The 24,096-nt window shown below is 73.3% G+C and carries 27 protein-coding genes; 16 read left to right on the forward strand and 11 right to left on the reverse strand.

Annotated elements, in window-relative coordinates:
• Positions 1-80: 80 nt before the first annotated feature.
• Together RM779_RS27520 and RM779_RS27525 are read left to right on the forward strand one after the other, a co-directional pair.
• Positions 81-773 carry a class F sortase gene (locus RM779_RS27520; RefSeq protein ID WP_311620471.1) on the forward strand — a complete coding sequence of 231 codons (693 nt, stop codon included), beginning with the start codon at positions 81-83 and terminating at the stop codon, positions 771-773.
• Positions 774-897: 124 nt separating this feature from the next.
• Positions 898-1,470 (forward strand): hypothetical protein, encoded by a 573-nt coding sequence (locus RM779_RS27525; RefSeq protein WP_311620472.1) that lies wholly within the window; start codon positions 898-900, stop codon positions 1,468-1,470.
• A 53-nt stretch (positions 1,471-1,523) separates the two neighbouring features.
• Here RM779_RS27525 and RM779_RS27530 read toward each other — a convergent pair whose 3' ends face one another.
• Positions 1,524-2,900: a dipeptidase gene (locus RM779_RS27530; RefSeq protein WP_311620473.1), complete on the reverse strand. Its 1,377-nt coding sequence runs from the start codon at positions 2,898-2,900 to the stop codon at positions 1,524-1,526.
• Between the two features lie 114 nt (positions 2,901-3,014).
• Between RM779_RS27530 and RM779_RS27535 the strand changes: the two genes are divergently transcribed.
• Positions 3,015-4,349 carry a geranylgeranyl reductase family protein gene (locus RM779_RS27535; RefSeq protein WP_394813400.1) on the forward strand — a complete coding sequence of 445 codons (1,335 nt, stop codon included), beginning with the start codon at positions 3,015-3,017 and terminating at the stop codon, positions 4,347-4,349.
• On the opposite strand, the gene RM779_RS27540 is transcribed toward RM779_RS27535, so the two are convergent.
• Both RM779_RS27540 and RM779_RS27545 read right to left on the reverse strand, forming a co-directional pair.
• Positions 4,304-5,107 carry an AfsR/SARP family transcriptional regulator gene (locus tag RM779_RS27540; RefSeq protein ID WP_311620475.1) on the reverse strand — a complete coding sequence of 268 codons (804 nt, stop codon included), beginning with the start codon at positions 5,105-5,107 and terminating at the stop codon, positions 4,304-4,306. The two genes, RM779_RS27535 and RM779_RS27540, sit on opposite strands and share 46 nt — an antisense overlap.
• Before the next feature lie 9 nt (positions 5,108-5,116).
• Positions 5,117-5,257: a hypothetical protein gene (locus tag RM779_RS27545; protein WP_311620476.1), complete on the reverse strand. Its 141-nt coding sequence runs from the start codon at positions 5,255-5,257 to the stop codon at positions 5,117-5,119.
• 27 nt (positions 5,258-5,284) lie between these two features.
• Here RM779_RS27545 and RM779_RS27550 point away from each other — a divergent pair, with 27 nt between their 5' ends.
• From RM779_RS27550 to RM779_RS27560, 3 genes are read left to right on the forward strand one after another with little or no spacing between them, the layout of a single operon-like run.
• Complete coding sequence (locus RM779_RS27550; protein WP_311620478.1) at positions 5,285-7,534, forward strand: MMPL family transporter; 2,250 nt, start codon at positions 5,285-5,287, stop codon at positions 7,532-7,534.
• A gap of 49 nt (positions 7,535-7,583) precedes the next feature.
• On the forward strand, positions 7,584-8,780 hold the full coding sequence (locus tag RM779_RS27555; RefSeq protein WP_311620479.1) for a sensor histidine kinase: 1,197 nt from the start codon (positions 7,584-7,586) through the stop codon (positions 8,778-8,780).
• Entirely contained in the window at positions 8,777-9,442 is a 666-nt protein-coding gene (locus tag RM779_RS27560) for a response regulator transcription factor (RefSeq protein WP_311620480.1), read from the forward strand. The genes RM779_RS27555 and RM779_RS27560 overlap by 4 nt, the downstream gene beginning before the upstream one ends.
• On the opposite strand, the gene RM779_RS27565 is transcribed toward RM779_RS27560, so the two are convergent.
• The 3 genes from RM779_RS27565 to RM779_RS27575 are packed head-to-tail and all read right to left on the reverse strand — an operon-like array spanning position 9,403 to position 11,959.
• Positions 9,403-9,894, reverse strand: coding sequence for a DUF4442 domain-containing protein (locus RM779_RS27565; RefSeq protein ID WP_311620481.1), 492 nt, complete (start codon positions 9,892-9,894; stop codon positions 9,403-9,405). The genes RM779_RS27560 and RM779_RS27565 overlap by 40 nt on opposite strands.
• Positions 9,895-9,939: 45 nt before the next feature.
• The gene (locus RM779_RS27570) at positions 9,940-10,683 is read right to left on the reverse strand and encodes a maleylpyruvate isomerase N-terminal domain-containing protein (protein WP_311620482.1); all 744 of its coding nucleotides are present in this window, start codon (positions 10,681-10,683) and stop codon (positions 9,940-9,942) included.
• 13 nt (positions 10,684-10,696) lie between these two features.
• Positions 10,697-11,959: an MFS transporter gene (locus RM779_RS27575; RefSeq protein ID WP_394813401.1), complete on the reverse strand. Its 1,263-nt coding sequence runs from the start codon at positions 11,957-11,959 to the stop codon at positions 10,697-10,699.
• A 17-nt stretch (positions 11,960-11,976) separates the two neighbouring features.
• On the opposite strand from RM779_RS27575, the gene RM779_RS27580 reads away from it, so the two are divergent.
• Positions 11,977-13,176 carry an ROK family protein gene (locus RM779_RS27580; RefSeq protein ID WP_311620483.1) on the forward strand — a complete coding sequence of 400 codons (1,200 nt, stop codon included), beginning with the start codon at positions 11,977-11,979 and terminating at the stop codon, positions 13,174-13,176.
• Positions 13,177-13,206: 30 nt separating this feature from the next.
• On the opposite strand, the gene RM779_RS27585 is transcribed toward RM779_RS27580, so the two are convergent.
• Together RM779_RS27585 and RM779_RS27590 are read right to left on the reverse strand one after the other, a co-directional pair.
• Positions 13,207-14,637 carry a hypothetical protein gene (locus tag RM779_RS27585; RefSeq protein WP_311620485.1) on the reverse strand — a complete coding sequence of 477 codons (1,431 nt, stop codon included), beginning with the start codon at positions 14,635-14,637 and terminating at the stop codon, positions 13,207-13,209.
• 8 nt (positions 14,638-14,645) lie between these two features.
• The gene (locus RM779_RS27590; RefSeq protein ID WP_077062967.1) at positions 14,646-14,840 is read right to left on the reverse strand and encodes a hypothetical protein; all 195 of its coding nucleotides are present in this window, start codon (positions 14,838-14,840) and stop codon (positions 14,646-14,648) included.
• A 220-nt stretch (positions 14,841-15,060) separates the two neighbouring features.
• On the opposite strand from RM779_RS27590, the gene RM779_RS27595 reads away from it, so the two are divergent.
• The 3 genes from RM779_RS27595 to RM779_RS27605 are packed head-to-tail and all read left to right on the forward strand — an operon-like array spanning position 15,061 to position 18,033.
• Complete coding sequence (locus tag RM779_RS27595; RefSeq protein ID WP_311620487.1) at positions 15,061-16,302, forward strand: MurT ligase domain-containing protein; 1,242 nt, start codon at positions 15,061-15,063, stop codon at positions 16,300-16,302.
• A 27-nt stretch (positions 16,303-16,329) separates the two neighbouring features.
• Entirely contained in the window at positions 16,330-17,058 is a 729-nt protein-coding gene (locus RM779_RS27600; RefSeq protein WP_311620488.1) for a type 1 glutamine amidotransferase, read from the forward strand.
• An 18-nt stretch (positions 17,059-17,076) separates the two neighbouring features.
• Positions 17,077-18,033: a cytochrome c oxidase assembly protein gene (locus RM779_RS27605; RefSeq protein ID WP_311620489.1), complete on the forward strand. Its 957-nt coding sequence runs from the start codon at positions 17,077-17,079 to the stop codon at positions 18,031-18,033.
• Between the two features lie 217 nt (positions 18,034-18,250).
• Here the strand turns inward: RM779_RS27605 and RM779_RS27610 are convergent, their stop codons facing one another.
• Together RM779_RS27610 and RM779_RS27615 are read right to left on the reverse strand one after the other, a co-directional pair.
• On the reverse strand, positions 18,251-18,505 hold the full coding sequence (locus tag RM779_RS27610; RefSeq protein WP_311620490.1) for a hypothetical protein: 255 nt from the start codon (positions 18,503-18,505) through the stop codon (positions 18,251-18,253).
• Positions 18,506-18,734: 229 nt separating this feature from the next.
• On the reverse strand, positions 18,735-19,379 hold the full coding sequence (locus tag RM779_RS27615) for a hypothetical protein (RefSeq protein ID WP_311620491.1): 645 nt from the start codon (positions 19,377-19,379) through the stop codon (positions 18,735-18,737).
• A gap of 182 nt (positions 19,380-19,561) precedes the next feature.
• Between RM779_RS27615 and RM779_RS27620 the strand changes: the two genes are divergently transcribed.
• From RM779_RS27620 to RM779_RS27630, 3 genes are all read left to right on the forward strand, one after another.
• Positions 19,562-20,017, forward strand: a complete 456-nt coding sequence (locus RM779_RS27620) for a VOC family protein (RefSeq protein ID WP_311620492.1) — start codon at positions 19,562-19,564, stop codon at positions 20,015-20,017.
• Positions 20,018-20,111: 94 nt separating this feature from the next.
• On the forward strand, positions 20,112-20,420 hold the full coding sequence (locus RM779_RS27625; RefSeq protein ID WP_077062974.1) for a hypothetical protein: 309 nt from the start codon (positions 20,112-20,114) through the stop codon (positions 20,418-20,420).
• Entirely contained in the window at positions 20,417-20,821 is a 405-nt protein-coding gene (locus RM779_RS27630; RefSeq protein ID WP_311620493.1) for a hypothetical protein, read from the forward strand. The genes RM779_RS27625 and RM779_RS27630 overlap by 4 nt, the downstream gene beginning before the upstream one ends.
• A gap of 126 nt (positions 20,822-20,947) precedes the next feature.
• On the opposite strand, the gene RM779_RS27635 is transcribed toward RM779_RS27630, so the two are convergent.
• Positions 20,948-21,493 (reverse strand): DinB family protein, encoded by a 546-nt coding sequence (locus RM779_RS27635; RefSeq protein WP_311620494.1) that lies wholly within the window; start codon positions 21,491-21,493, stop codon positions 20,948-20,950.
• 163 nt (positions 21,494-21,656) lie between these two features.
• Between RM779_RS27635 and RM779_RS27640 the strand changes: the two genes are divergently transcribed.
• The 3 genes from RM779_RS27640 to RM779_RS27650 all read left to right on the forward strand — a co-directional run bounded on the left by RM779_RS27640 (position 21,657) and on the right by RM779_RS27650 (position 24,085).
• Positions 21,657-22,883, forward strand: coding sequence for a TerD family protein (locus tag RM779_RS27640; protein ID WP_311620512.1), 1,227 nt, complete (start codon positions 21,657-21,659; stop codon positions 22,881-22,883).
• A 112-nt stretch (positions 22,884-22,995) separates the two neighbouring features.
• Positions 22,996-23,541, forward strand: a complete 546-nt coding sequence (locus RM779_RS27645) for a GNAT family N-acetyltransferase (protein WP_311620495.1) — start codon at positions 22,996-22,998, stop codon at positions 23,539-23,541.
• A gap of 7 nt (positions 23,542-23,548) precedes the next feature.
• Positions 23,549-24,085 (forward strand): SET domain-containing protein, encoded by a 537-nt coding sequence (locus RM779_RS27650; RefSeq protein WP_311620496.1) that lies wholly within the window; start codon positions 23,549-23,551, stop codon positions 24,083-24,085.
• Positions 24,086-24,096: the final 11 nt, after the last annotated feature.

Consider the following 24,096-nt stretch of genomic DNA (forward strand, 5'->3'; position numbering starts at 1 on the left):
CGCGCCGCCCGCGTCGGACCTAGCGTGGCGGTGACGGCCCCGGAGAAGGGGAAAGAGCCCTGCCACAGCGGTGACAGCCCATGCGCCTGCCGGAGCGACCGGAATACATAGCCGACGACCACCCCTACGACGACGACCCCGCCGGGGACCGTTCCGGCTGGGGACTCCGGGCGGCCCTGGCCGTCATGGCGGGCACGGTGGCCCTCGGCATCTCCATCATGGCCGCGGGCACCGGGGGCCAGGCCCCGCCGCCCCAGCCCGAGGACGTGCGGCGCGAGGCGGGCGCCGCCGGCGGGCGGGCAGGGGTGGTGGAGCCGCTGCCGCCCGCGGTGCCCACCTGGGTGTCGATCCCCTCGATCGAGGTGGAGGCCCCGCTGATGAACGTCGGCCTCGACCCGGAGGGCTGGGTCGAGGCGCCGCCGCAGGAGATCGCCAACCTGGCGGGCTGGTACGAGGACGCCGCCGCGCCCGGCGCCCGCGGCACCGCCGTGATCGTCGGGCACGTGGACAACGCGGCGGGCCCGGCCGTCTTCTACGGCCTGGGCGTCCTGCGGCCCGGGGACGCCGTCGAGGTGATCAGGGAGGACGGCGTGGCCGTCGCCTTCACCGTGTACGACGTCGCGGTGTACGACAAGGACCAGGTCCCGCCCTCGGTCTACCACGACACGGGACGCGCGGAGCTGCGCCTGATCACCTGCGGCGGCAGCTTCGAGCAGAGCTCGGGCTACGAGGACAACGTGGTCGTCTACGCGCGCATGACGGACGCCGGGTGACGCCGGGTAACGCGAACGGCGGCACCCCTTAACCCGTATGTCGCTCTTGGTGAGTTGTGAGGCATTTCATCTGCTTAATGTCGCTGTGCAGGGTGACGCGCACGTCCGACAGAGGAGCCTTTCGATGAGAGCACTGCGAACCGCACTGGCCGCCGCCGGGCTGGGGGCAACGATTCTGGGAACGGGAGCGCCCGCCGCGCTCGCCCTCGGCGAGGAGCGGGCGGCCCGGCCGAAGGCCGCGTCGTTCGGCTTCAGCGTCTCACCGGCCGCCGTCCGTCCGGGCGGCGCGGTCGACCTGACGGTCACCAACTGCACCAGGCACGAGGCGACCGCCGAGTCCGCGGTCTTCGACCGGGTCGTCCTCGGCATGCCGGGCGAACTGCAGAGCGCCCGCACGACCGTCGACACCGACGCCCGGGTGGGCGCCGAGTACGACGTCACGTTCACCTGCGGCGCGCAGTCGGGCACCGCGACGCTGACGATCCTGGCCGCCACCGCCTCGCCCTCGCCGACGGGCACCTCCACCGCCTCGCCGACGGCCAGCTCCACGGTGCTGCCCACCCGCGGCGCGCAGGCGGGCGTCGGTGGCACCCAGTCCGACAACGACACGATGCTGCTCGCCGGCGCGGGCCTGACCGCCGCGGCCGTCACCGGCGCCGTCCTCCTCGCCCGCCGCAGGACCGGCCGGCACCGCTGACGCGGCGGGCCCCCGCGCCGCCGGGGGCCGGCCGCCGGGGCCGAACGGGGCGTTCAGCCGCGCGGCGCGGCCGCGTACCGGCGCAGGAACAGCGCCTCCGCCACCGACATGCGTTCCAGCTCATCGGGCGAGACGCTCTCGTCCACCGCGTGAATCTGCGCGGCCGGTTCGCTCAGGCCGATCAGCAGGATCTCCGCCTCCGGGTAGAGCCCGGCGAGCGTGCTGGTCAGCGGTATCGAGCCGCCCTGGCCGACGACCGCCATCTCCGTACCGTCGTACGCCTCCCGCAGCGCGGAGGCCATCGAGCCGTAGGCGGGGCTCGTGGTGTCGGCGCGGAACCCCTCGCCCTCGCCCGACACCTCGACGCCGACCCGCGCGCCCCACGGCGCCCGCGACGCCAGGTGCGTGGCCAGCAGTTCGCCGGCCTTCCGCGCCGGTATCCCGGGCGGCACCCGCAGACTCACCAGCGCCCGCGCGCTCGCCTGCACCGAGGGCGTCGCCCCCACCACGGACGGGCAGTCGATGCCGAGCACGGTCACCGAGGGCCGCGCCCAGACCCGGTCCGCGACAGAGCCCGACCCCATCAGCCCGACGCCGTCCAGCACCTTGGCGTCCGTGCGGAACTCCTCGTCCGGGTACCCGGTGCCCTCCCAGGTGCCGTCGCCGGTCAGCCCGTCGACCGTGGTGGAGCCGTCCGCGGCGTGCAGCGAATCCAGCATCCGGATCAGCGCGGCCAGCGCGTCCGGCGCGGCCCCGCCGAAGGCCCCCGAGTGCAGGTTGCCCTCCAGCGTGTCCACCCGCACGCGCAGCACGACCATGCCGCGCAGCATCGCCGTCACGGTGGGCTGCCCGACCCGCAGGTTCCCCGAGTCACCGATCACGATGGCATCGGCGGTCAGCAGCTCGGGGTGCGCCTCCGCGTACCGTTCGAGGCCGCCGGTGCCCTGCTCCTCGGAGCCCTCGGCTATCACCTTCACGCCGACCGGGATACCGCCCGCGGCGCGCAGGGCCCGCAGGGCCAGCAGATGCATCAGCACGCCGCCCTTGCAGTCCGCGGCACCACGCCCGTACCAGCGCCCGTTCCGCTCGGTCAGCTCGAACGGCGGCGAGGTCCACTCCTCCTCGCCGAGCGGCGGCTGCACGTCGTAGTGCGCGTACAGCAGCACCGTCGGCGCGCCCTGCGGCCCCGGCAGGTGGCCGTAGACGGACCGCGTGCCGTCCGGGGTGTCGAGCAGCGCCACCTCGGGGAAGCCCTCGGCCCGCAGCGCCGCGGCTATCCACTCGGCCGCCGCGTCGCATTCGGCGGGCGGGAACTGTGCCGCGTCCGCCACGGAACGGAAGGCCACCAGCTCGGCCAGCTCGTCCTTCGCGCGGGGCATGAGCGACGCGACGGCGGCGGCCAGCGCGGCGTGCTCGGGGCTGTGAACCATCGAACGCTCCTTCGCGCGGGCGCACGACACATGGAACGCGCCCCAACGCGTGTGTGAGAACAGGGGACCTGCCGATGATCCCACAGCCCGTTCCCGCTCCCACGGCGAACTAGGATGCCCTGCGGTGACCGAATCGTCAGACGCAGCGGGGAGCGGCAGCACATCGTGAGCAGCGAGAACGAAACCGGGGCCGAAGTGGTGTGGGACGTCGTGGTGGTGGGGGCCGGGCCCGGGGGCGCCTCGGCCGCCCGCGCCGCGGCGGAGGCCGGCCGCCGCGTCCTGCTGGTGGAAAAGGCCGAGCTGCCGCGCTACAAGACCTGCGGCGGCGGCATCATCGGCCCTTCCCGCGACGCGCTGCCACCCGGCTTCGAACTGCCGCTGCGCGACCGGGTGCACGCCGTCACGTTCTCGCTGAACGGCCGGCTGGCCCGCACCCGGCGTTCCAAACGGATGCTGTTCGGCCTGGTGAACCGGCCGGAGTTCGACCAGCGGCTGGTCGAGGCCGCGGTCAAGGCCGGCGCGGAACTGCGCACGGGCACCACCGTCTCGCGCGTGGAGCAGCACGGCCCGGCCGTGCCGGACCGGCGTACCGTCGCCGTGGTACTGGCCGGCGGCGAAACACTGCTGGCGCGGGCGGTCGTCGGCGCCGACGGCAGCGCCAGCCGGATAGGCGCGCACGTCGGCGTGCGGCTGGGACAGGTGGACCTCGGCCTGGAGGCCGAGATCCCCGTCCCGCCCGAGGTGGCCCGCGACTGGGCGGAGCGCGTCCTGATCGACTGGGGCCCGCTGCCCGGCTCCTACGGGTGGGTCTTCCCCAAGGGGGACACGCTCACGGTCGGTGTGATCTCCGCCCGCGGGGAGGGCGCCGCGACGAAGCGCTACCTGGAGGACTTCATCGCGCGCCTGGGTCTGGCCGGCTTCGAGCCGTCCATCTCCTCGGGCCACCTCACCCGTTGCCGCACGGACGACTCGCCGCTCTCCCGCGGCCGGGTGCTGGTGTGCGGCGACGCCGCCGGGCTGCTCGAGCCGTGGACGCGCGAGGGCATTTCGTTCGCGCTGCGCTCGGGGCGGCTGGCCGGGCAGTGGGCGGTGCGGATCGCCGAGGCAGGGGACGCGGTGGACGCCCGGCGGCAGGCGCTCAACTACACCTTCGCCATCAAGTCGGGCCTCGGCGTCGAAATGGGCGTCGGACGCCGAGTGCTGGCGATCTTCGCGGAGCGGCCCCGCCTGCTGCACACGGCGTTGATCGGCTTCCGTCCGGCCTGGGCCGCGTTCGGCCGCATCACCCGCGGTTCGACCACACTGGCCGGCCTCGTGCGCACGCACCCGGTGGCCCGCAGAACGCTGGCGGCGCTCGACCGCGCGCCCGAGAAGGACCAGAAGGGCCAGAAAGACCAGAACGGTCAGGAGACGAGCGCCGGTTCGGGGAACAGCAGCCCCGGGTCCTGACGCAGGATGCGCTCGTGCAGGGCGCGCAGCGCCGGCCCCGGGTCCGCCCCCAGCTCCGTGGCGATCCGGCGCCGCGCCTCCTCGAACTCCCGCAGCGCCGCCGTGCCCTGGCCGCTGCGGTAGCGCGCCAGCATCAGCAGCCACACCAGCCGCTCGCGCAGCGGATGCGCGGCGACCTGCCTGACCAGCTCGTGGATGCACTCGTGGTAGCGCTCGAGGAACAGCTCCCCCTCCAGCTTCGCCTCCAGCACCATCAGCCGCTTCTCAGCCCAGCGCCGCCGCTCGGCCGCCAGATACGGCCCGGCCAGCCCCTCGGCGAACTCCCCGCGCCACAGCGCCTCCGCCTCGCCGGCCAGCGCGACCGCGGCCCGCAGCTCGCCCGCGTCGCGGGCCGCGCGGGCCCGCCCGAGCAGGGTGCGCCGCTCGCGCAGATCGGTGATCTCCGCACCGCTCAGCAGGTACCCGCTGCCCGTCCACCGCAGCCGAACGCCCCCCACCCGGCCGTCGCCGCCCGCCGCCGCGGGAGCGAGGGCGCGCCGCAGCCCGGAGACGTACTTCTGCACCAGATTCCGCACGTGGGCCGGCGGCTCCTCACCCCAGACGGCGTCGACCAGCGCGTCGTAGGACAGCGGGCGCCCCTCCTGGAGGAGGAGCACCGCGAGGACGGCGCGCTGCCGGGGCGCCCCGAGCGGCACCTCGCCCCCGGTGTCCGACGCGCGCAGCGGTCCCAGCAGTTCGAAACGCAGCCCCTCAGCCATGGCCAGAGCCTAACCCGGCCAGCTGTCCGCCACCGTGTTCCAGCGGTCGTTCCAGCGGTCGTTCCAGCGGTCGTTCCCGCGGTCGTTCCCGCGCGCGTTCCAGCGGTCGTTCCAGCGGAAGGTCAGCGCGCCGCGGCAGCGTGGCGGCACACCACGCGACGGAAGGGAACGACAGCCATGGCACAGCGAGACGAGGACGGCGGCGGGCCACTCGGCCGCCTCGGTCGGCTCACGGTCCGGCGCGGGGGAGCGGTGCTCCTGGCCGCCCTCGTGCTGTTCCTCGGGTTCGGCATCTACGGCGCCGGCGCGCAGAGCGACCTGGAACTGGCCCGCTGGGACGCGCCCGGCACCGAATCCGTCGGCGTGCAGGACGTCCTGCGCGAGGAATACGGCACCGGCAACCCGAACCTGGCGCTGCTGGTCACCGCCGAGCGCGGCGATGTCGACGGCGGGGCCGTCGCCGAGGCGGGGCGCGGGCTCGCGGCGGAACTGGCCGGGCACCCGATGGTCACCGACGTCACCTCCTACTGGGACGAGCAGGACCAGGCCCTGCGCAGCACCGACGGCCGGCGCGCGCTGGTGCTGGCCCGCCTGGAGGGCAGCGCCACCGACACCCGCGCCGAACTGGCCGACCTCTCCCCGGAACTGGCCCGCACCACCGACGACATCACCGTGACCGTCGGCGGCCAGGAGGAGGTGTCCCGGCAGGTCGGCGAACAGGCCGCGCGGGACTTCCTGACCGCGGAGGTCATCGTCCTGCCCGCCGTGTTGCTGCTCCTGATCCTGGTCTACCGGCGCACCGTGGCCGCCCTGCTCACCGTCGGCGTCGGCCTGCTCTCGGTGCTCGGCACACTGGCCGGACTGCGGCTGCTCGCCCAGTTCACACCGGTGTCCACGTTCGCGGCCAACCTCGCCCTGGTCCTCGGGCTCGGCCTCGGCATCGACTACTGCCTCTTCCTGATCAACCGCTACCGCGAGGAGCGGACCGCGGGCCTGCCGGCCCAGGACGCCGTGACGCGCGCCGTCGCCACGGCGGGCCGCACCGTCCTGTTCAGCGGCCTGACCGTTGCGGTGTCCCTGTCGACGCTGCTGGTCTTCCCGTTCTTCTTCCTCAGCTCCTTCGCCTACGCCGGCATCCTCGTCGTGCTGACGGCCGTCACCGGTGCCGTCGTCGTGCTGCCCGCCGCCCTGGCCCGCTGGGGCCACCGGGTGGAACGGCCCACCGCGCCGGAACGCGCGACCGCGGGCGGCTTCTGGCACCGCACCGCCCTGGCCGTCATGCGCCGCCCCGTGCTGGCCGGCGGCGCGGCGCTCGCCGTGCTGCTGGTCGCCGCCTCCCCGGTACTCGGACTGCGGTTCGGCCTGCCCGACCAGCGCACCCTGCCCGAGGGCACCTCCAGCCGCGTCATGTCCGAGGAAGTACGCGAGCACTTCGCCGCCGAGGCCACCGACACCCTGTACGTCGCCAGCGAGGGCCCCGCCGGCGTCCCGGACGACGACGTCGCCGCCTACGCGGCCGAACTCTCGCGCGTTCAAGGCGTCTTCCACGTCGTCTCGCCCGCCGGCACCCACCGCGACGGCGAGGCGGTCCGCGGGCCCGGGCCCGCGTCCGCCGCCGCCATCTCGCCGTCCGGCGGCGCGCTGATCGCCGTGGTGCCCACCCAGGAGGCCATGGAGGGCGACGTGCCCGGCCTCGTCGCCGACATCCGCGACGTGCCCGCCCCCTACGCCGCGGACGTCGGCGGCTACCCCGCCGAGACCACCGACTTCCGCGCCACCCTGCTGGAACGCGTCCCGCTCGTCGCGGCCCTCATCCTGCTCATCACCTGCGGCGTGCTCTTCCTCATGACCGGCAGCGTCCTGCTGCCCCTGAAGGCCACCGTCCTCAACCTGCTCAGCCTGTCCGTCATGTTCGGCGCACTGGTGTGGATCTTCCAGGACGGCAACTTCTCCGGACTGCTCGGCTTCACTCCCACCGGCTCGATCGAGCCGAGCATCCCGATGCTGATGTTCTGCATCACCTACGGCCTGTCCATGGACTACGAGGTGTTCCTGCTGTCCCGCATCAAGGAGGAGCACGACCGCACCGGCGACACCCGGCAGGCGGTGGCCGCCGGCATCGCGCGCACCGCGCCGCTGATCACCGCGGCGGCCGGCATCCTCGTCGTCACCTTCGCCACGTACGCCACCAGCGGCGTCGTCTTTCTCAAGGAGCTGGGCGTGGGCACCGCCCTGGTCATCCTGGCCGATGCCACTCTCATCCGCATGGTGCTGCTGCCCGTCTCCATGCGCCTGGCCGGGCGCGCCAACTGGTGGGCCCCGCGGCCCCTGCGCCGCCTGCACACCAGGTTCGGCCTGCACGAGAACGCCGCCCCCGCCGCGCCCCCGCCGAACGCCGAGGTACTGCCACGGGAGTACGCGCGATGACCACGGCCGGCGGACGCACCCGCGCCCGCCCGCGGCTAGCGTTGCCCGCATGACCGCACCCGCGACGGAACCGGGCCGCCGCCCCTGGCACCGCCTGCCCGGCGGCCCCGCCCGGCTTCCGTGGCGGTCCTCGGGCGCGGTCCTGCTGATCCAGCTCGTCGGCTCGCGGTTCGCCGCGCACCACCAGCAGGACCGCGTGTCCCTCGACCTCTTCGCCCACGCCCTGCTGGTCCTCGGCCCGCTGCTGCTCCTGGCCCGCCACCGCCATCCGCCGCAGGTGGCCCTCGGCACGGCCCTGGTGGTCCTGGTCTACCTCGGCGCCGGCTACCCCTACGGGCCCATCTACCTCAGCGTCGTCGTCGGCTCGTTCGGCGCCGTCGTCACCGGCCACCGCAAGGCCGCCTGGGCCGCGCTCGGCCTGCTGTGGACGGGGCTGACCCTGACCGGCCACTGGCTCCACCGCTGGCTGCCGCCGGATGACGACAGAGCCACGGACTGGGGCGGCGACGCGGCCGCGGCCGCCTGGGCCGTCGCCGTCCTCGCCGTCGGCGAACTGGTGCGCGTCCGCCGCGAACAGCGGGCACGGGAACGCGCCGCCCGCGAGGAGGCCGAGCGGCGCCGCGCGGACGAGGAACGGCTGCGCATCGCCCGCGAGCTGCACGACGTCCTCGCCCACAGCATCTCCGTGATCAACGTCCAGGCCGGCATGGGCCTCGCCCTCCTCGACACCGACCCCGACCAGGCCAGAAGCGCTCTCACCACCATCAAGGCCGCCAGCAAGGAGGCCCTGGGCGAGGTCAGGCAGGTCCTGGACACGCTGCGCGCCCCGGGCGGCGCGGCCCCGCGCGCCCCGGCGCCCGGACTCGACCGGCTCCCCGAACTGGCCGAGCAGGCGCGGCAGGCCGGTCTGCGGGTGACCGTCGACACCCGCGGCACCGCCGTGGCACTCCCCCCGGGCGCCGACCTGGCCGCGTTCCGCATTGTGCAGGAGGCGGTCACCAACATCGTCCGCCACTCCGGCTCCCGAACCGCGCACGTGCTGCTGCGCTACGCCCCCGACCTGGTCGAACTGCGCATCGACGACGACGGCCCCGCCACCGGCGGCGGCTCGGGCGGCGGCAACGGCCTGGTCGGCATGCGGGAACGGGCCGCGGCATTCGGCGGCACCGTGGAGGCCGGTGCCCGCCCCGACGGCGGATTCCGCGTCACCGCCCGCCTGCCCCTGACCGACAAGGAGATCACGTGATCCGGGTACTGCTCGCCGACGACCAGGTGCTGGTGCGGGCCGGCTTCCGCGCGCTGCTCGACGCCCAGCCCGGCATCGAGGTCGCGGCCGAGGCGGCCGACGGCGAGGAGGCGCTCGCGCTGGTCCGCGAACGGCGCCCGGACCTGGTCCTCATGGACATCCGCATGCCCGTGCTCGACGGGCTCGCCGCCACCCGCCGCATCACCGGGGACCCCGGCCTCGCCGGCGTGAAAGTCGTCATGCTGACCACGTTCGAACTGGACGAGTACGTCTTCGAGGCCATCAGGTCGGGCGCCTCGGGCTTCCTCGTCAAGGACACCGAGCCCGAAGAGCTGGTCCGCGCCGTGCACGCCGTCGTCGCGGGCGACGCCCTGCTCTCACCGGGGGTCACCCGCCGTCTGATCGCCGAGTTCGCCGCCCGTTCCAAGGAGCCCGCGGCCGCGGCCGGGCTCGCCGAGCTGACCGACCGCGAACGGGAAGTGATGGCCCTGGTCGGGATCGGCCTGTCCAACGAGGAGATCGCCCGCAGGCTCGTGGTCTCGCCGCTGACCGCGAAGACCCACGTCAGCCGCGCCATGGTCAAGCTCGGCGCCCGCGACCGTGCCCAACTCGTCGTCCTGGCCTACGAGTCGGGCCTGGTGCGCCCCGGCTGGCTCGGCTGAGGCTTGCGCCGCACGTACAGCTGCTTGCGGACCCGGGCCACCACGGTGCCGTCGGCGGCGACCACGGTGCAGTCGAACCACGGCAGCACCTTTGCCCCGTCCTCGGCCGCCCGCCTGATCTCCTCGACCCGCTCCTCGCTCAGCCGGAAGTCCGCGAACACGTCGCCGCGGCCCGGCGAGACGTACTCGATCTCGGCCGCCTTGTCCCACACCACGTAGCCGCGGCCGAGCCGGTGCAGCACCAGCAGCGCCCAGAACGGGTCGCACATCGAGTACAGCGAGCCGCCGAAGTGCGTGCCGAACCAGTTCCGGTTCAGCCGGCCGAGCCGCAGCCGCACCCGGGCCGCGCTCCAGTCGTCCGCTATGCGCAGGACCTTGATCCCGGCGAAGCGGTACGGCGGCCACCAGCGCATGAGACGGCCCAGCGCTCTGGGCCCCACCGACCGTGCCATGAGGCCGAAGCTACCACGGACGTTACCCGCGGGTAACAACTGGGGTCAGACGCCCCCGGCGGACCGCCACAGCGCGGCGACCGCGGCGTCCCCGGCCACCTTCACCTCCGCGCTCCACGGCTGCCGGTTCCACAGCACCGGATACAGCACCGTCGCCGGCCCGCTGATCTCGCAGTCCGCCGGCGTTCCCGGCACGGAACGGCCACCCCGCGGGGTCCCGTCCGTGATGTGCACCGTCCAGTCGTCGCCCGGCCGGTCCGCGGCCAGCACCCGCAGCACCGCCGGCCGCTCGGCGCGCAGGCGGCTCCTGTCCCTGCCATGGAACCCGACCAGCAACTCGTCGATGCCGTCGGCCGCGAACTCCGCCGTGACCGGGGAAAGGCCCTGGCCCGCCGCGAGTTCGGCATCCATCCGGTGCACCGCCGTCTCGTGCGCCTGCCGCCTGGCCCAGAAGTGCCGCGGCGTCGGCGAGCCCGTCAGGAACGTCCAGCACGCCAGGTCCGCGGGCGCCGCGTCCAGCAGGGCGAGCAGCGCCCCGAGGCCCTCCAGGAACCAGCCGTCCAACTCCCCGTCCGGTACCGCGGGCGCAGGGAACGGCTGCCGCTCCGGGTGCCGTTCGCGCACGTACCCGGCCGCCCAGCGGTGAACGGCACCCGTGTGCAGCACCAGGTCCCGCATCCGCCAGCCGGGGCAGGTCGGCACGGGGGCATCCGGGCCCGCCAGGGCCGCGGCGGCCGCCAACGCCCTACCCTCGTCGGCCAGTACGCGCAGAAAGTCGTCGGTCTCCACGCCCGGGATTGTGTCAGGTGCCCGCCTGCACCGCACCACGCAGGGCGTAGGCCGTCACCGCCGCCACCGCCGCCAGCATCGCGACCGTCGTCAGTGCCCCGGCCAGGCTGAACCAGTCCGCGAGGAACCCGATCGCCACCGGCCCCATCAGCATCCCGCCGTAACCGAGCGTCGAGGCCGCGGCCACCCCCCGCGGACCGGCCAGCGCCCCGGCCTGGCCGATCGTGATGGGGAAGACGTTCGCCAGGCCGAGACCCGTGATCACGAAGCCCACCAGGGCCAGCCCCACCGTCGGCGCCAGCGACGCCAGCAGCATCCCCGCCGCGGCCGTCGCCCCGCCGACGATCAACGCCCGTGCCTGTCCCAGCCGTTGCAGCATCGCCGAGCCGGTGAGCCGGCCCACCGTCATGGCCAGGGCGAACACCGAGTACCCGGCCGCCGCTACCCCGGGGCTCGCCTCCAGCGACTCCCGCAGGTGCAGTGTGCTCCAGTCCGCCAGCGCCCCCTCCCCGTACGTCGTGCACAGCGCGATGAAGCCGAGCACCAGCACCAGCCGCCGCACCCGGCCGCGCATCGGACGCGCGCCCGCGCCCTTTGCGTCCTCCGGGCCCCCCGCCTCGCGGGCCGCCGGGCGCGGCGGCGCGGGCGCCGGGTGCGCGAGCAGCATGCGCCCGGCCCAAGCGGCGATCAGCAGCCCGAAACCCGCCAGCAGCCCCAGGTGCCAGGCCGCGCTCAACCGGCCGGCCACCAGCCCGCCGAGCCCGGCGCCCAACATGCCCCCGAGGCTGAACGCGGCATGGAAACTCGGCATGACCGGCCGCCCCAGCGCCGCCACCAGATCCACTGCCGCGCTGTTCCCCGCCACATTGATCGCGCCGAACGCGGTCCCGAACACCAACAGCACCGCGCCCAGCACCACCGCGGAATGCGCATGCGCGGGCAGCACCACGCTCAGCGCGAGCAGCGCGCCCGCGGCCACCGTCACCGGATGATTGCCGAACCGCTGGCACAGCCGCCCGGTCAGCATCATCGTCACCACGCCGCCCGCCGACACACCGAGCAGCGCCACCCCCAGCGCGCTCGCCGACGCCCCCGTCTGGTCCTTGATGTCGGGGATGCGCACGACCCAGCCGGCGAAGACGAACCCGTCGAGCGCGAAGAACACCGTCAGCGCGGCCCGCAGTTGCCGCAGCGAGGCATCCGCCGGCGGCCCGCCGGCCCCGCTTCGCCGCTGGCCCGGTAGGAGAATCGCCCGCAATTTGTTTATGGGAGGCACAAAGCCAGAATAGGGGCGTGACCCACACCCGAACCAGGCTCGACAGGGGCCGGAACGCCCTCGGCCCCGCGCTGGAACTCGTGCACACGGGCCGCGCCCCCACCCGCGCCGTCCTCACCACGGAACTCGGCGTCACCCGCGCCACCGCGGGCGCCGTCGCCGGTGAACTCCAGACGCTCGGGCTCATCACCGTCGACTCCCGGCCCAGTGCGGCACCCGGCAGCCAGGGCCGGCCCTCCCACCGCCTCGCCATCGCCGACGACGGCCCCGTTGTCCTCGCCGCCCAGGTCCACGCCGACGGCTTCCGCGCCGCCCTCGTCGGCCTCGGCGGCCGCATCGCCGCCACCGCACCCGGCTGCATGACCGTCGACGCCGACCCCGCCCAAGTGCTCGGCGAAGTCGTCGCCGCCGGCGCGGCCCTGCTGCGCGGCAGCGGACGCCGCTGCATCGGCGCCGGCCTCGCCGTCCCCTCCGCCGTCGCGGAGCCCGAGGGCACCGCCCTCAACCCCCTCCACCTCGCCTGGCCCGCCGGCGCGCCCGTCCGCGACATCTTCAACCGCTGCCTCTCCGACGCCGGGCTGGCCGTCCCCGGCTTCTGTGGCAACGACGTCAACCTCGCCGCCCTCGCCGAACACCGGCACGGCGCCGGCCACGGCGCCGAGCACCTGCTGTGCGTGGCCACCGGCCACCGCGGCGTCGGTGGCGCACTGGTCCTCGACGGCCGGCTCCACAGCGGCAGCGCGGGACTCGCCCTCGAAGTCGGCCACCTCACCGTCGACCCCCAGGGCCGCCCCTGTCACTGCGGCAGCCGCGGCTGCCTCGATGTGGAAACCGACCCCCTCGCCCTCCTCGAAGCCGCCGGCCGCACCCCCGATCCCGCCGGCTCCCTCCTCGACCAGGCGCGCCACCTGCTGCGCACCGACACCCCCGGGGCCCGCACGGCCACCGCCACCGTCATCGACCGGCTCGGCCTCGGCCTGGCCGGCCTGGTCAACATCCTCAACCCGGACCGCATCATCCTCGGCGGCCTCCACCGCTGGCTCCTCGAAGCCGACCCCGCCCGCCTGCGCGCCGTGGTCGAGGAGCGCAGCCTGTGGGGGAGGAGCGGCAGCATCCCCATCCTCCCCTGCACCCTCGACCACAACAGCCTCGTCGGCGCCGCCGAACTCGCCTGGCAGCCCGTCCTGGACGACCCCCTCACCGCCCTCGCCACCTGACAACCACCACCACTGCGGCCGCACCACCGCCTACCCCCGCCCCGCCACCGACCCCTCCCGCCCCACCCAGCCCGGCAGCAGCGCCAGCACCGCGCGCCGCGCCCCCTCGTCCGCCGACTCGTCCCCCGGGTCCGGAGTCGCCGGCACCTGCAACCGGTACACCGGACCCGCACCCAGCCTTGCGAACCCCCGCCCCGGCGGCACCTGCCCCGACGGCACCGCCGGCGGCGCCGCACCCAGCACCCCCGACGCCTGATGCGCCGTCACCGCCCCCAGCACCACCCGGGCGCGAGCGCACGAGGCCGCCGCCCAGCCCAGCCCGGACAGCCCCTCGAACTGCTCCGCCAGCACCACCGTCACCCGGCCGGCCCGCCCGAAGCGCAGCGGCACCTGAAGCGACCCCAGCGGATCACGCAGCCCCTGAACCCCCGCCAGATGCCGCAGCAACGCCGGCCGGTCCACCACGATCCACAGCGCCCGCTCCTCCGCCCCACCGCCAGCAGCCAGCAACCGCCGCTCCGTCTCCCGCGCCGCCCACTCCAGCGCCGCCACCCCACCCGCCGGCGTCGACTCCACCGACACCACACCGCAGCGCCCACCAAAACACGCGAACTCACCCGCCCCCGAGCCGTCCACCAGCAGCACGTCCCCCTCCAGCAGCGCCTGCAGCGCCACCGAACGCAGCAACGACGTCGCCCCCGCCCCCGGCGCCCCCACCACCAGCAGATGCGGCTCCGCCGTCCGCGGCCCCGCCCGCCACACCACCGGCGAGGCATCCACCTGCTCCGCACACCCCGCGCCACCCCGCACCGGCACCGTGCGATCCACCGCCCCCGCATCCGTGAACCCGAGCACCACCTCCCCCGACGCCGCCACAAACCGCTGCGCCCCGATCCCCGTCGGCAGCGGCTCCACCGCCACCATCTCCAGCTCACCGCCCTCCTCGTCCCACCGGAACCGGAACTCCCGCCCCCGCCCGGCCTTCGCCGCCAGCAGCCGCTCCACGCGCGCCCGGCACTCCGCATCACCGTCGGGAAAGAACGCCGGATACCGCAGACACAGCCCCGCGATCCGGCCTTCGTCACTCAGTGTAACCGAAGAAAAGCAGCGCTGCCAGACCCCTCCGTGGGCGTACAGCGGCTCCGGCGACGGATCGGACGGCAGTGAGAAGTACGGCACCAGCGCCTCGTACAGCGCCGCGAGGCGTTCGTCCGCCGCCGACCTCGCCGCGCGCAGCTCCCTGGCCGTCCGGCCACCGCCCCACCCCGACCACGCCGCCGCCGCGAGCACCCCGCCACCGGCGAGCCACAGCCCGTACGGCACCAGCCACAGCAGCAGCCCGACGGCCGCGGCCAGCAGCAGCACCGGACCCCGCTGTTCCCGGGACAGCCCGAGCCATCGACCCCAGACCGCCCGCGCGAGCCGCCCGAGGCCGCGCCCCAGCACCAGGAACGGAAACACCGCGCCCCCTACAGCGTGATTCCGCCCAGCAGGTTCGCCAGGCTGGCCCCGCCCGCCTGAATGCTCGGCGCGACCGCCGTTCCCGCCAGGTAGAAGCCGAACAGGGCGCACACCACGGCGTGCGAGAGCTTCAGTCCGTCCTTCCTGGCGAACAGGCACACCATGATGCCGAGGAAGACGACCCCCGAGATGGACAAGATCATGAGTACTCCCGATGCGAATGAGCGGTCGACCGGCATTCCCCGCAAGCACTCTAAAACCCGTAAAGGGCAATTTTTACGTTGACGAGCGCATATGGGCGAAACGGCCAACCCCAGGGGCGGCCCGCGGAGGACTTGGGGCCGCGAGGGGCGATGCGGTTCTGGCCCCGCCCGGGACCTCGATAGGCTGGTCCCCGGCCAAGGGCGAGGAGGAACAGGGACGATGGCAGACAGCGCGCAGCCACTGTCGGCGCGGGCCAGACTGGCGGTGACGGCGGGCAAAGCGGCGGCGGCGGTGTCGCGGGCCGCGGGCCGCGGCAGCGGATCGGTGATCGGCGGACGGGTGGCCCTCAAGGTAGACCCCGATCTCCTCGCCCGCCTCGCCGGACATCTGGACGTGGTCCTGGTCTCCGCCACCAACGGGAAGACCACCACCACCCGGCTGATCGCCGAGGCGCTCCGCGCCGGCGGCGAGGTTGTCTCCAACGCGCTGGGGGCCAACATGCCCGCCGGCATCACCTCAGCGCTCTCCGCTGGGTCCGAGGCACGCTTCGGCGTCATCGAGGTCGACGAGAAATACCTCGCCGGCGTCGCCAGGGACGTGTCGCCCAAGGCCATCGCCCTGCTCAACCTCTCCCGCGACCAGCTGGACCGCGCGGCCGAGACCCGCATGCTCGCCGAGCGCTGGCGCGAAGGTCTCCAGGGCAGCAAGGCCACCATCATCGCGAACGCCGACGACCCCCTCGTCGTATGGGCCGCGTCCTCCAGCCCCAATGTCATCTGGGCCGCCGTCGGCCAGGAGTGGAAGGACGACGCCTGGTCCTGTCCCTCGTGCGGCGGCGTCCTGCACCGGCCCGACGACGTGTCCTGGCAGTGCGGCGAGTGCGGTTTCGGCCGCCCCGCCCCCAGCTGGGTCCTCTCCGGCGACTCCGTGCTCGACCCGCACGGCACGCCCTGGCCCATCCAGCTCCAGCTGCCCGGCCGGGCCAACAAGGCGAACGCCGCCACCGCCGCGGCCGTCGCGGCCGCCTTCGGTATCCACCCGCAGGTCGCGCTCCAGCGCATGCAGGCCGTCGCCGCCGTCGCCGGCCGCTACGACATCGTCAGCCATCAGGGCCGCGACATCCGCCTGCTCCTGGCGAAAAACCCGGCGGGCTGGCTGGAGACGTTCTCACTGATCGACCCGCCGCCCACGCCCGTCATCCTCTCCGTCAACGCGCGCGGCGCCGACGGGACCGACACGTCCTGGCTCTGGGATGTCGACTACGGCCGTCTCGCCGGCCACCCGATCGCCGTCATCGGCGACCGCCGCCTCGACCTCGCCGTCCGCCTTGAGGTCGCAGGCGTCGACTTCCGCGTCTGCCAGACCCTTGAGGAAGCCATTGCCCAGCTGCCCCCCGGCCGCATCGAGGCCATCGCCAACTACACCGCCTTCCAGGACCTGCGCCGCACCGTCGGCAACTGATCGGATCTTCCAGTAAAGGACCGCCCCATGAGCACCTCCGGCCTGCGCGTGGTCTGGGTCTACCCCGACCTGCTGAGCACCTACGGCGACCAGGGCAACGTTCTCGTCGTCGAGCGCCGTGCCCGCCAGCGGGGCCTCACGGTCGAACGTGTCGACGTCCGTTCCGACCAGCCCGTTCCCACCTCGGGAGACATCTACCTGGTCGGCGGCGGCGAGGACCGGCCCCAGCGCCTCGCGGCCGAGCGGCTGCGTCGCGACGGCGGGCTCCAGCGCGCCGTCGACAACGGCGCGATCATCTTCTCCGTCTGCGCCGGTTACCAGATCCTGGGCCACGAGTTCATCAACGACCTCGGCCAGCGCGAGCCCGGCCTCGGGCTGCTCGACGTCATCAGCGTCCGCGGCGGCGGCGAGCGGTGCGTCGGCGACGTGCTCGCCGACATCGACGAAACGCTCCGCCTCCCGCAGCTCACCGGCTTCGAGAACCACCAGGGCCTCACCCAGCTCGGCCCCGGCGTCCGCCCGTTCGCCCGCGTGCAGTTCGGTAACGGCAACGGCACCGGGGACGGCACCGAGGGCGCCTGGGCCGGCACGGTGTTCGGCACCTACATGCACGGCCCCGTGCTCGCCCGCAACCCGCAGATCGCCGACCTGCTCCTGAAACTCACCCTCGACGTCAACGCCCTCCCGCCGGTCGACGACCGCTGGTACGAGGCGCTGCGCGCCGAACGGATCGCCGCGGCGACCCAGGCAGCCTGAGACCCCGGGGAGCACGCAATGGCAACGGGACACGACGGCCACGGCGCGGGCACGGACCTGCCGCCGTTCACCGTCGGACGCGCGCTCGACATCAGCGTCGACGAGGTCTTCCTGATCGGCTGCCTGGCCGCGCTCGCGCTCTACGCCTGGGGTGTGGTGCGGCTGCGCCGCCGCGGCGACGCCTGGTCCGTGCCGCGCACCGTGTCGTTCACCCTCGGCATCGCGTCGATTCTCGCGGTCACGTGCACCGGTCTGAACGACTACGGCATGGTCCTGTTCAGCGCGCACATGACGCAGCACATGATCATCAGCATGGTGTCCCCGATCCTGCTGCTGCTCGGCGCGCCCGTTACCCTGCTGCTGCGGGCCCTCCCGCCGACGGGCCGCGGCCGCACGGGGCCGCGGGAGTTGCTGGTGCGGCTGCTGCACAGCCGCTGGATGCGCGTGATGACCAGTCCGCTGTTCACCATCACGCTGTTCGTCGCCAGCCTTTACGGGCTGTACTTCACGCCGCTGTTCGACTTCCTGATGGAGACCCGCGTCGGGCACGTGGCCATGATGGTGCACTTCCTCGCGGTGGGGCTGGTGTTCTTCTGGCCCATCATGGGCGTCGACCCCGGTCCCCACCGTCCCGGCTATCTCATGCGCATGCTGGAGCTGTTCGCGACCATGCCGTTCCACGCCTTTTTCGGCATCGCGCTGATGATGGGCTCCGAACCGCTGGTGAGTACCTTCGCCGACCCGCCCGCGTCCCTCGCGGTGGACGCCGTGGAGGACCAGTCGGCGGCGGGTGGCATGGCCTGGGCGTTCAGCGAGATTCCGACCGTGATCGTCCTGATCGCGCTCGTGATCCAGTGGTACGTCTCCGAGCAGCGCACGGCGCGTCGGCTCGACCGCGTCGCCGACCGCAACGGGGACCGCGACCTGGCGGATTACAACGCCTACCTCGCCTCGCTCCAGGCCCGCAGCGGCTGACCGCTCCGCCGCCGTTCCCTTCCTGGAAGTCAGGAATGCCGCACCTCGTCGGAGGCCGTGCGAATGCCGCATGAGCGCGGCGTCAGCAATTACAGGAACGACACGGTGAAATCGTTCGTCCGGCACGGGACCGGCGCGTATCGGCGCGTATGTGATTCACGCGGACATGGCTATGGCCCGCCCGGCCTGAAGGCCGAGCGGGCCAGTGGGGAAGGTCTCAGTCCTCGCTGTGGATAGCCGGACCGTTGATGCAGTCGCGGGTCTCCTGCTCCGACTCGGACTTGATCGGGATCTGCTTGGTGAGGCCCGTGAAGTTCGAGGCGCACACCGTGATCGGGTGGAACTGGATGTTGGAGTTGAACGAGGAGCCGAAGTCGACTGTGACGTCGGCGGTGGCAGTGCTGGCCATTCCGGCAGCGCTGAACAGGGAAGCGGTGACCGCGGCGACGGCCAGTACAGAACGGAGACGCATAGCATCCTCTCCCATTCGGAACAACAGGACTTCTGACAATGTGGACCATCGCCCCGCGGCGCCGGTCGCCCGACATGCATATTGCTCCCAAAGAGCGACATGATTCCGGCGAAGTTCCCCGGCCGATTTCCGGTTGTCCGAACGGCTACCTGTGCCGCGAACCGAAAAGCGGATCATCGCAATTATCCTGATGGGGCATCACCAACCAACGACTATGCGCCGCAGGTGATCACGGAGCTGCCGCTTCCGCCGGGCCAGAGAACGCCGGCCCGCGCCGACCGGAGTCCGCGGCTGCCACGTCGAACTCGAGGTCGTCCACCGTGCTCCGGCACAGTCCGGCGCCGTTGCCGTACGTGCCCATCATCCCCGCGGTGCCGAGCGCGCGTTCGGGCGCGTCCTCGTCCACCCTTACCCGCATGCGGGCCTCCGCGGACTGGCCGGGCAGCAGCGGCCCGGTGTGGCCGAAGTAGCCGCCGGTCTCCTCGTCCCCCTCGGTGCCGACCCACGCTTCCCCGTCCCACCACTGACCGGCCGTTTCGATATCCGCGCCGTCGTTGGTGTCGTAGGCCCCGAGGGCGACGAACGTGTACAGCTCGTCCACCGGCACCTCGTAGGTGTTGCTGATGCGGTAGGTGAACTCGGCCCACTCGCCCGCAACGACCGGATCGGGGATGCCCACCAGGTCGATGAGGAGCAGGCCGTCGGAGTCCCACTCCGTGCAGTCCTCCTCCCCGATATCCCCGCCCGGCCGGATCTCGGCAACGGGATGGCTGCCGCCCGCCGCGGAGGCGGAAGCGGAGACGGGAACGAGCGCTGCCGCCGAGCCGACGGCGGCGGACAGCGCGGTGACGGTGACCTTGCGACGAAGACGCATCAATGCCTCACAGGTGAACCACACATGAACGGATGATCGGGCGTCCGGTACGACTGCGGGCCGCCACAGGCGGTTGAGGAAAGGCGCGACCCCGCACGGAATCATCACGTCTCCGCCGTAAGCGGAAGCGGCACCGCTGTTCGCGGAGGGCGATGTCAGACCCGTCTGCGAGGCTTCCCGGCATGGAACCAGAGCTGCAACTGACCGTCGACTGCGCCGACCCGCCCCTCCTGGTCGCCTTCTGGACCCGGGCCCTCGGCTACGTGCCCGAGCCTCCGCCGGGCGGGCACGCCACCTGGCGCGCGTTCTGGGCGGCCACCGGCGTGCCGGAGGAGGAGCTGCCCGAGGGGGCGGGGGAGGCACCGGAGTCGATCGTCGATCCGGACGGCCGCGGACCGCGGGTGTGGTTCCAGCAGGTGCCGGAGCCGAAGACCGTGAAGAACCGGATACATCTGGACCTGAAGGTGGGCGGAGGGCGCGGCATTCCGCTCTCCGAGCGCACCCGGCGCGTCTCCGCCAAGGTGGAGCAGCTCACGGCGGCAGGCGCCTCGGTGCTGCGGATCATGGACGAGCCCGGCATGGACTACTACGGCGTCGTGCTGCACGATCCCGAGGGGAACGAGTTCTGCGTGGCCTGACACGGCGGACCGCGGACCGTGGACGCGCACCGGGCGCCACGGCCGGGCACGGCCCTGGGTAATACCGGATGGCCACCGGGTATGATCCGGTGGCATGGGTGGAGACAAAGCCGACTACGAGCGCATCAGCATCACCGTGCCCCGGGAGCTGGCCGAGGAGCTGCGCGGCATGCGCGACAGCCAGGTGATCGAGTCCGTCTCGGCTTTCGTCACGCGCAGCGTCGCGGGTCAGATCGACCGGGAACGACGGCACCGCGAGAGCACCGAGCGGCTGCGCCACGACTTCGGCCTGGACGAGGACAGGGCCGCGCTGACGCAGGCGTGGGCGGACGACGTCACCAACCGGCGCACGTCGCTGTCCCTCCAGCAGTACCTCGACGCCCGTCGGCGCAGCGTCGCATGAGCCCCGACGCGGTCACCGGAGTCGTCGTCGATGCCTCGTTCCTCACCGACATGGCCACGGCCTACCGCATCGAGCACGAAGTGCTCTCCGACCGGTGGAGCCGCCAGGCCGTCACCGTCAGCGTTCCGCAGACCGAGCTGGTGCTCGCCGAGCGGGACGAGACCGGCCGGGCCCGCGCAGCCCTCGAGCTCCTCCTGGCCCGCTGCGGCCCGTCCGTCGTGATCCGGCCCCTCGACCTGGCCGCGGTCGAGGCGGCCGGTGCCATGATGCGCGAACACCGGATCGAGGACATCGCGCTGGCCCACACCGCCGCCATCGCCGTACCCGCCGGCTGGACGGTGTTCACCACATTCCCCGGGCGTTACAAGGCCATGGGCGTCGACGTCTTCAGCATCGGCTGACCCCGGCCGCGAAACGGTACGACGACCCACAGGCACATCCGCACCCGGCGTGATCCGCGAGCCGTCCGTACTGATCGACGCTGCCGTCAGCGCCGTGCGCCGCCCGGCCGCCCGGACGGCGAACGGTCAGGTCGTCGGGGGCGCGCCCGTGGCGGCGCGCAGGTGCAGCACCGAGCCGATCTCCGCGACGTTCTTGGCCAGCTCGAAGTTGACCCAGGCCGCCACGTTCACCAGCTCCTGTCCCTCCCCCCAGGCCAGGCCCGCCGTCCGCTCCGTAGAGTCCAGATCCGCGTCGGCGAGCGGCAGCAGTGCCGCACGCCACTCGCCCTTCAGCCCGCGCAGCCACTCGGTGGCCGCGGCGGCGTTCCCCGGCCAGGTGATGTCCTCACGTGCGGGAGCGGCGCCTGGGCCGAAACAGTGCCGCAGCGTGGTCGTCCACCAGAACCCGACGTGCCAGGTCAGCCACCCGACGGTGGTCGTCGGCACCGGGTCCGGCTCCGGTACCTGCCAGTCGGCCACCCAGCGGCCCGCCTCGTCCGGCGCGACGGTCCAGCTGTTCGGCGAGGGCTCCCACAGGCAGGCGGCGTCGTCCAGCTCCTCCGCGTGGTACTCGAACAGCATCCAGATCATGTCCAGCTGGCGAACCAGCAGGTCAACGCGCGATGTCGTCACGCGCGGAGCTTGTCAGCCTCGAACGGCCGGGGCAAACGCTTTACCGTTCCCTTTCCGGCCTTGCGTCTTTCCGCTCACGCCCCGCGCCCGTGATCCGCGCACCGGCAACCGCCCGGTGCCGCCCGCCTCATGGGGGCCGTCGTACGGTGGGGCCATGACGACGATGACGCAAGGCTCGAACCTGCCGCTCCCCGCCGGTGCACCGGCGGTCGCCGTGGAGGTGACGGCAGCCCGGCCGCTCGATGTGTCGGCGCTGCTGGTCACCGCGGCGGGGAAGGTCCGTTCCGACGCGGACTTCGTCTTCTACAACCAGCCGAACGGCCCCGGCGTCTCCTACCGCCCGGCGTCGGCGACGGGACCTGACCGCGTCACGGTGGAGACCGCCGCCGTTCCAGCGGACATCGACAAAGTGGTCGTGACCGCGAGCATCGGCGAGCCGGGCGCCACGTTCGCCGGAACGGAGCCGACCGCCGTGATCCGCGAGGCCGGCGGCGGGGGAGTGGTCGCCACGTTCACGCCGCCCCCGCTCACCGTGGAGACGGCCCTGGTCGTGGTCGAGCTGTACCGGCGGCAGGGCGCCTGGAAGGTTCGGGCCGTCGGGCAGGGGTACGCCGACGGACTCGGCGGCATCGCAACGGACTTCGGGGTCAGCGTGGACGACGACCCGCAGCCCGCTCCGCCTGCCCAGCCCGCTCCGGCGGCCCCGCCCGCCGTGGCGCCTCCGCCGCCGCCCGCCGCCCCTGCCGCGCCGATGAGCCCTCCGCTTCCCCCTGCGCCCATGCCCCCGGCTCCGGCGCCCGCCGTCGGGGGAGTCGTCAACCTCGACAAGGGCCGGGTCAGCCTGTCCAAGAATCAGACCGTCTCCCTCGTCAAGTCCGGCCGCCCGCCACTCACCGCCGTGCGGATGGGGCTGGGCTGGGAGCCCGCGCAGGGCGGGCGCAGCATCGATCTCGACGCCTCCGTCATCGCCTTCGACGCGCGCCGCGGCAAGCTTGCCACCTGCTGGTTCATGAAGAAGCGCATCTTCGACGGCGCCATCGAGCACTCGGGCGACAACCTCACCGGCCACGGCGCGGGCGACGACGAGGTCATCACCGTCGACCTCGGCCGTCTCCCCGCGGAGGTCACCGGCCTCGTCTTCGTCGTCAACTCCTTCACGGGACAGAAGTTCACCGCTGTTGCGAAGGCGTACTGCCGCCTGCTGGACGGGCGTTCCGGCGAATCGGAGCTGGTCCGTTACGACCTCACCCACTCCGAGCCGCATACCGGTGTCATCCTGTGCAAGCTGGTCCGCCAGTTCTCCGGGGAGTGGCACATGACCGCCATCGGCGAGTATGCCAGCGCCAAGACCGTCCGCGGCATGGCCAAACCCGCCGCCGCCAGCCTGTGACGTCCGGACGCGTTCAAGCGGCGGAAGCGTAGTTGCTGACGGCGTCCCAGGACGCGTCGTCGAGGGCGTTCCGCTCCGGCGCCCCGCCGCGTGACGCACGTAGAGTCCTCCCATGCCCGAACTCCAGTCACTGCGCCGCGAACACGCCCCGGCCCTCCTCGCGTTCGAGCGGGAGAACCGGGCCTACTTCGCCGCCTCGATCCCCGACCGCGGCGACGACTACTTCACCCACTTCGACGCGCGACACAGCGAGATCCTCGCCGAACAAGCCGCCGGGCTGCACCGCTTTCACGTGCTGGTCGGCATGGGCGGCGAAGTGTTGGGCCGCGTGAACCTCATCGACGTGGCGGACGGATCGGCCGATCTGGGGTACCGGATCGCCGAAAAGGCGGCCCGCCGAGGGCTCGCCACCTCCGCCGTCCGGCAGGTCATCACCCTGGCCGCCACCGCCTACGGTCTGACCGCGCTGCGCGCCGCCACGACGGTGGACAACGCCGGTTCACGTGCCGTCCTGGCCCGCACCGGATTCCTGCCCGCCGGCGAAACCGTGCTCGGCGGCCGCCCGGGGCTGCGCTTCACCCGTGCTCTTCGCGCCCCGGCGGCCGACGCGGGCCCGGCGGCCCGAGCCGCTTCCCCTTCCCTCGACGCCACCCCATGATGGACAGGTGACCAAGCCGCCCGCGCCACAGCCCGACTGCTGGCTCCACCCCGACGTCGAGCCGCGCCGTTCGCCCATCGAGGGCACGGGGCTGTTCGCCCTGAAGCCGATACCCGCCGGGACCTCCGTGTCCCGGCTCGGCGGCCGCCTGGTCTCCTGGCCCAGACTCGAAGAGCTGTTTGCCGAGGCCGCCGCCCGGCCCGACCACCCTTACATCGACACCATCACCGTCACCGGGGACTGGCACCTGGTCATGCCGCCGCGCCGCCCCAACGGCTACGGCAACCACAGCTGCGACCCGAACCTGTGGTGGGTCGGCGACTACACCTTCGCCGCGCGGCGGGACATCCCCGCGGGCGCTGAAGTCACCCTCGATTACGCCACGTTGACCGCGCCCGCGTTCACCCTGACGTGCGACTGCGGCTCCGGAGCCCTGTGCCGCGGGGTGGTCACCGGCGAGGACTGGCGGCGCGCGGAGCTCAGGGAACGTTACGGCGACCACTGGGTCCCGGCACTCGCCGAGCGGATCGCCGGCCTGCCCTAGCGAAACCCGGC

It is taken from the genome of Streptomyces johnsoniae (genome assembly GCF_031845565.1).
Lineage (GTDB): Bacteria > Actinomycetota > Actinomycetes > Streptomycetales > Streptomycetaceae > Streptomyces > Streptomyces johnsoniae.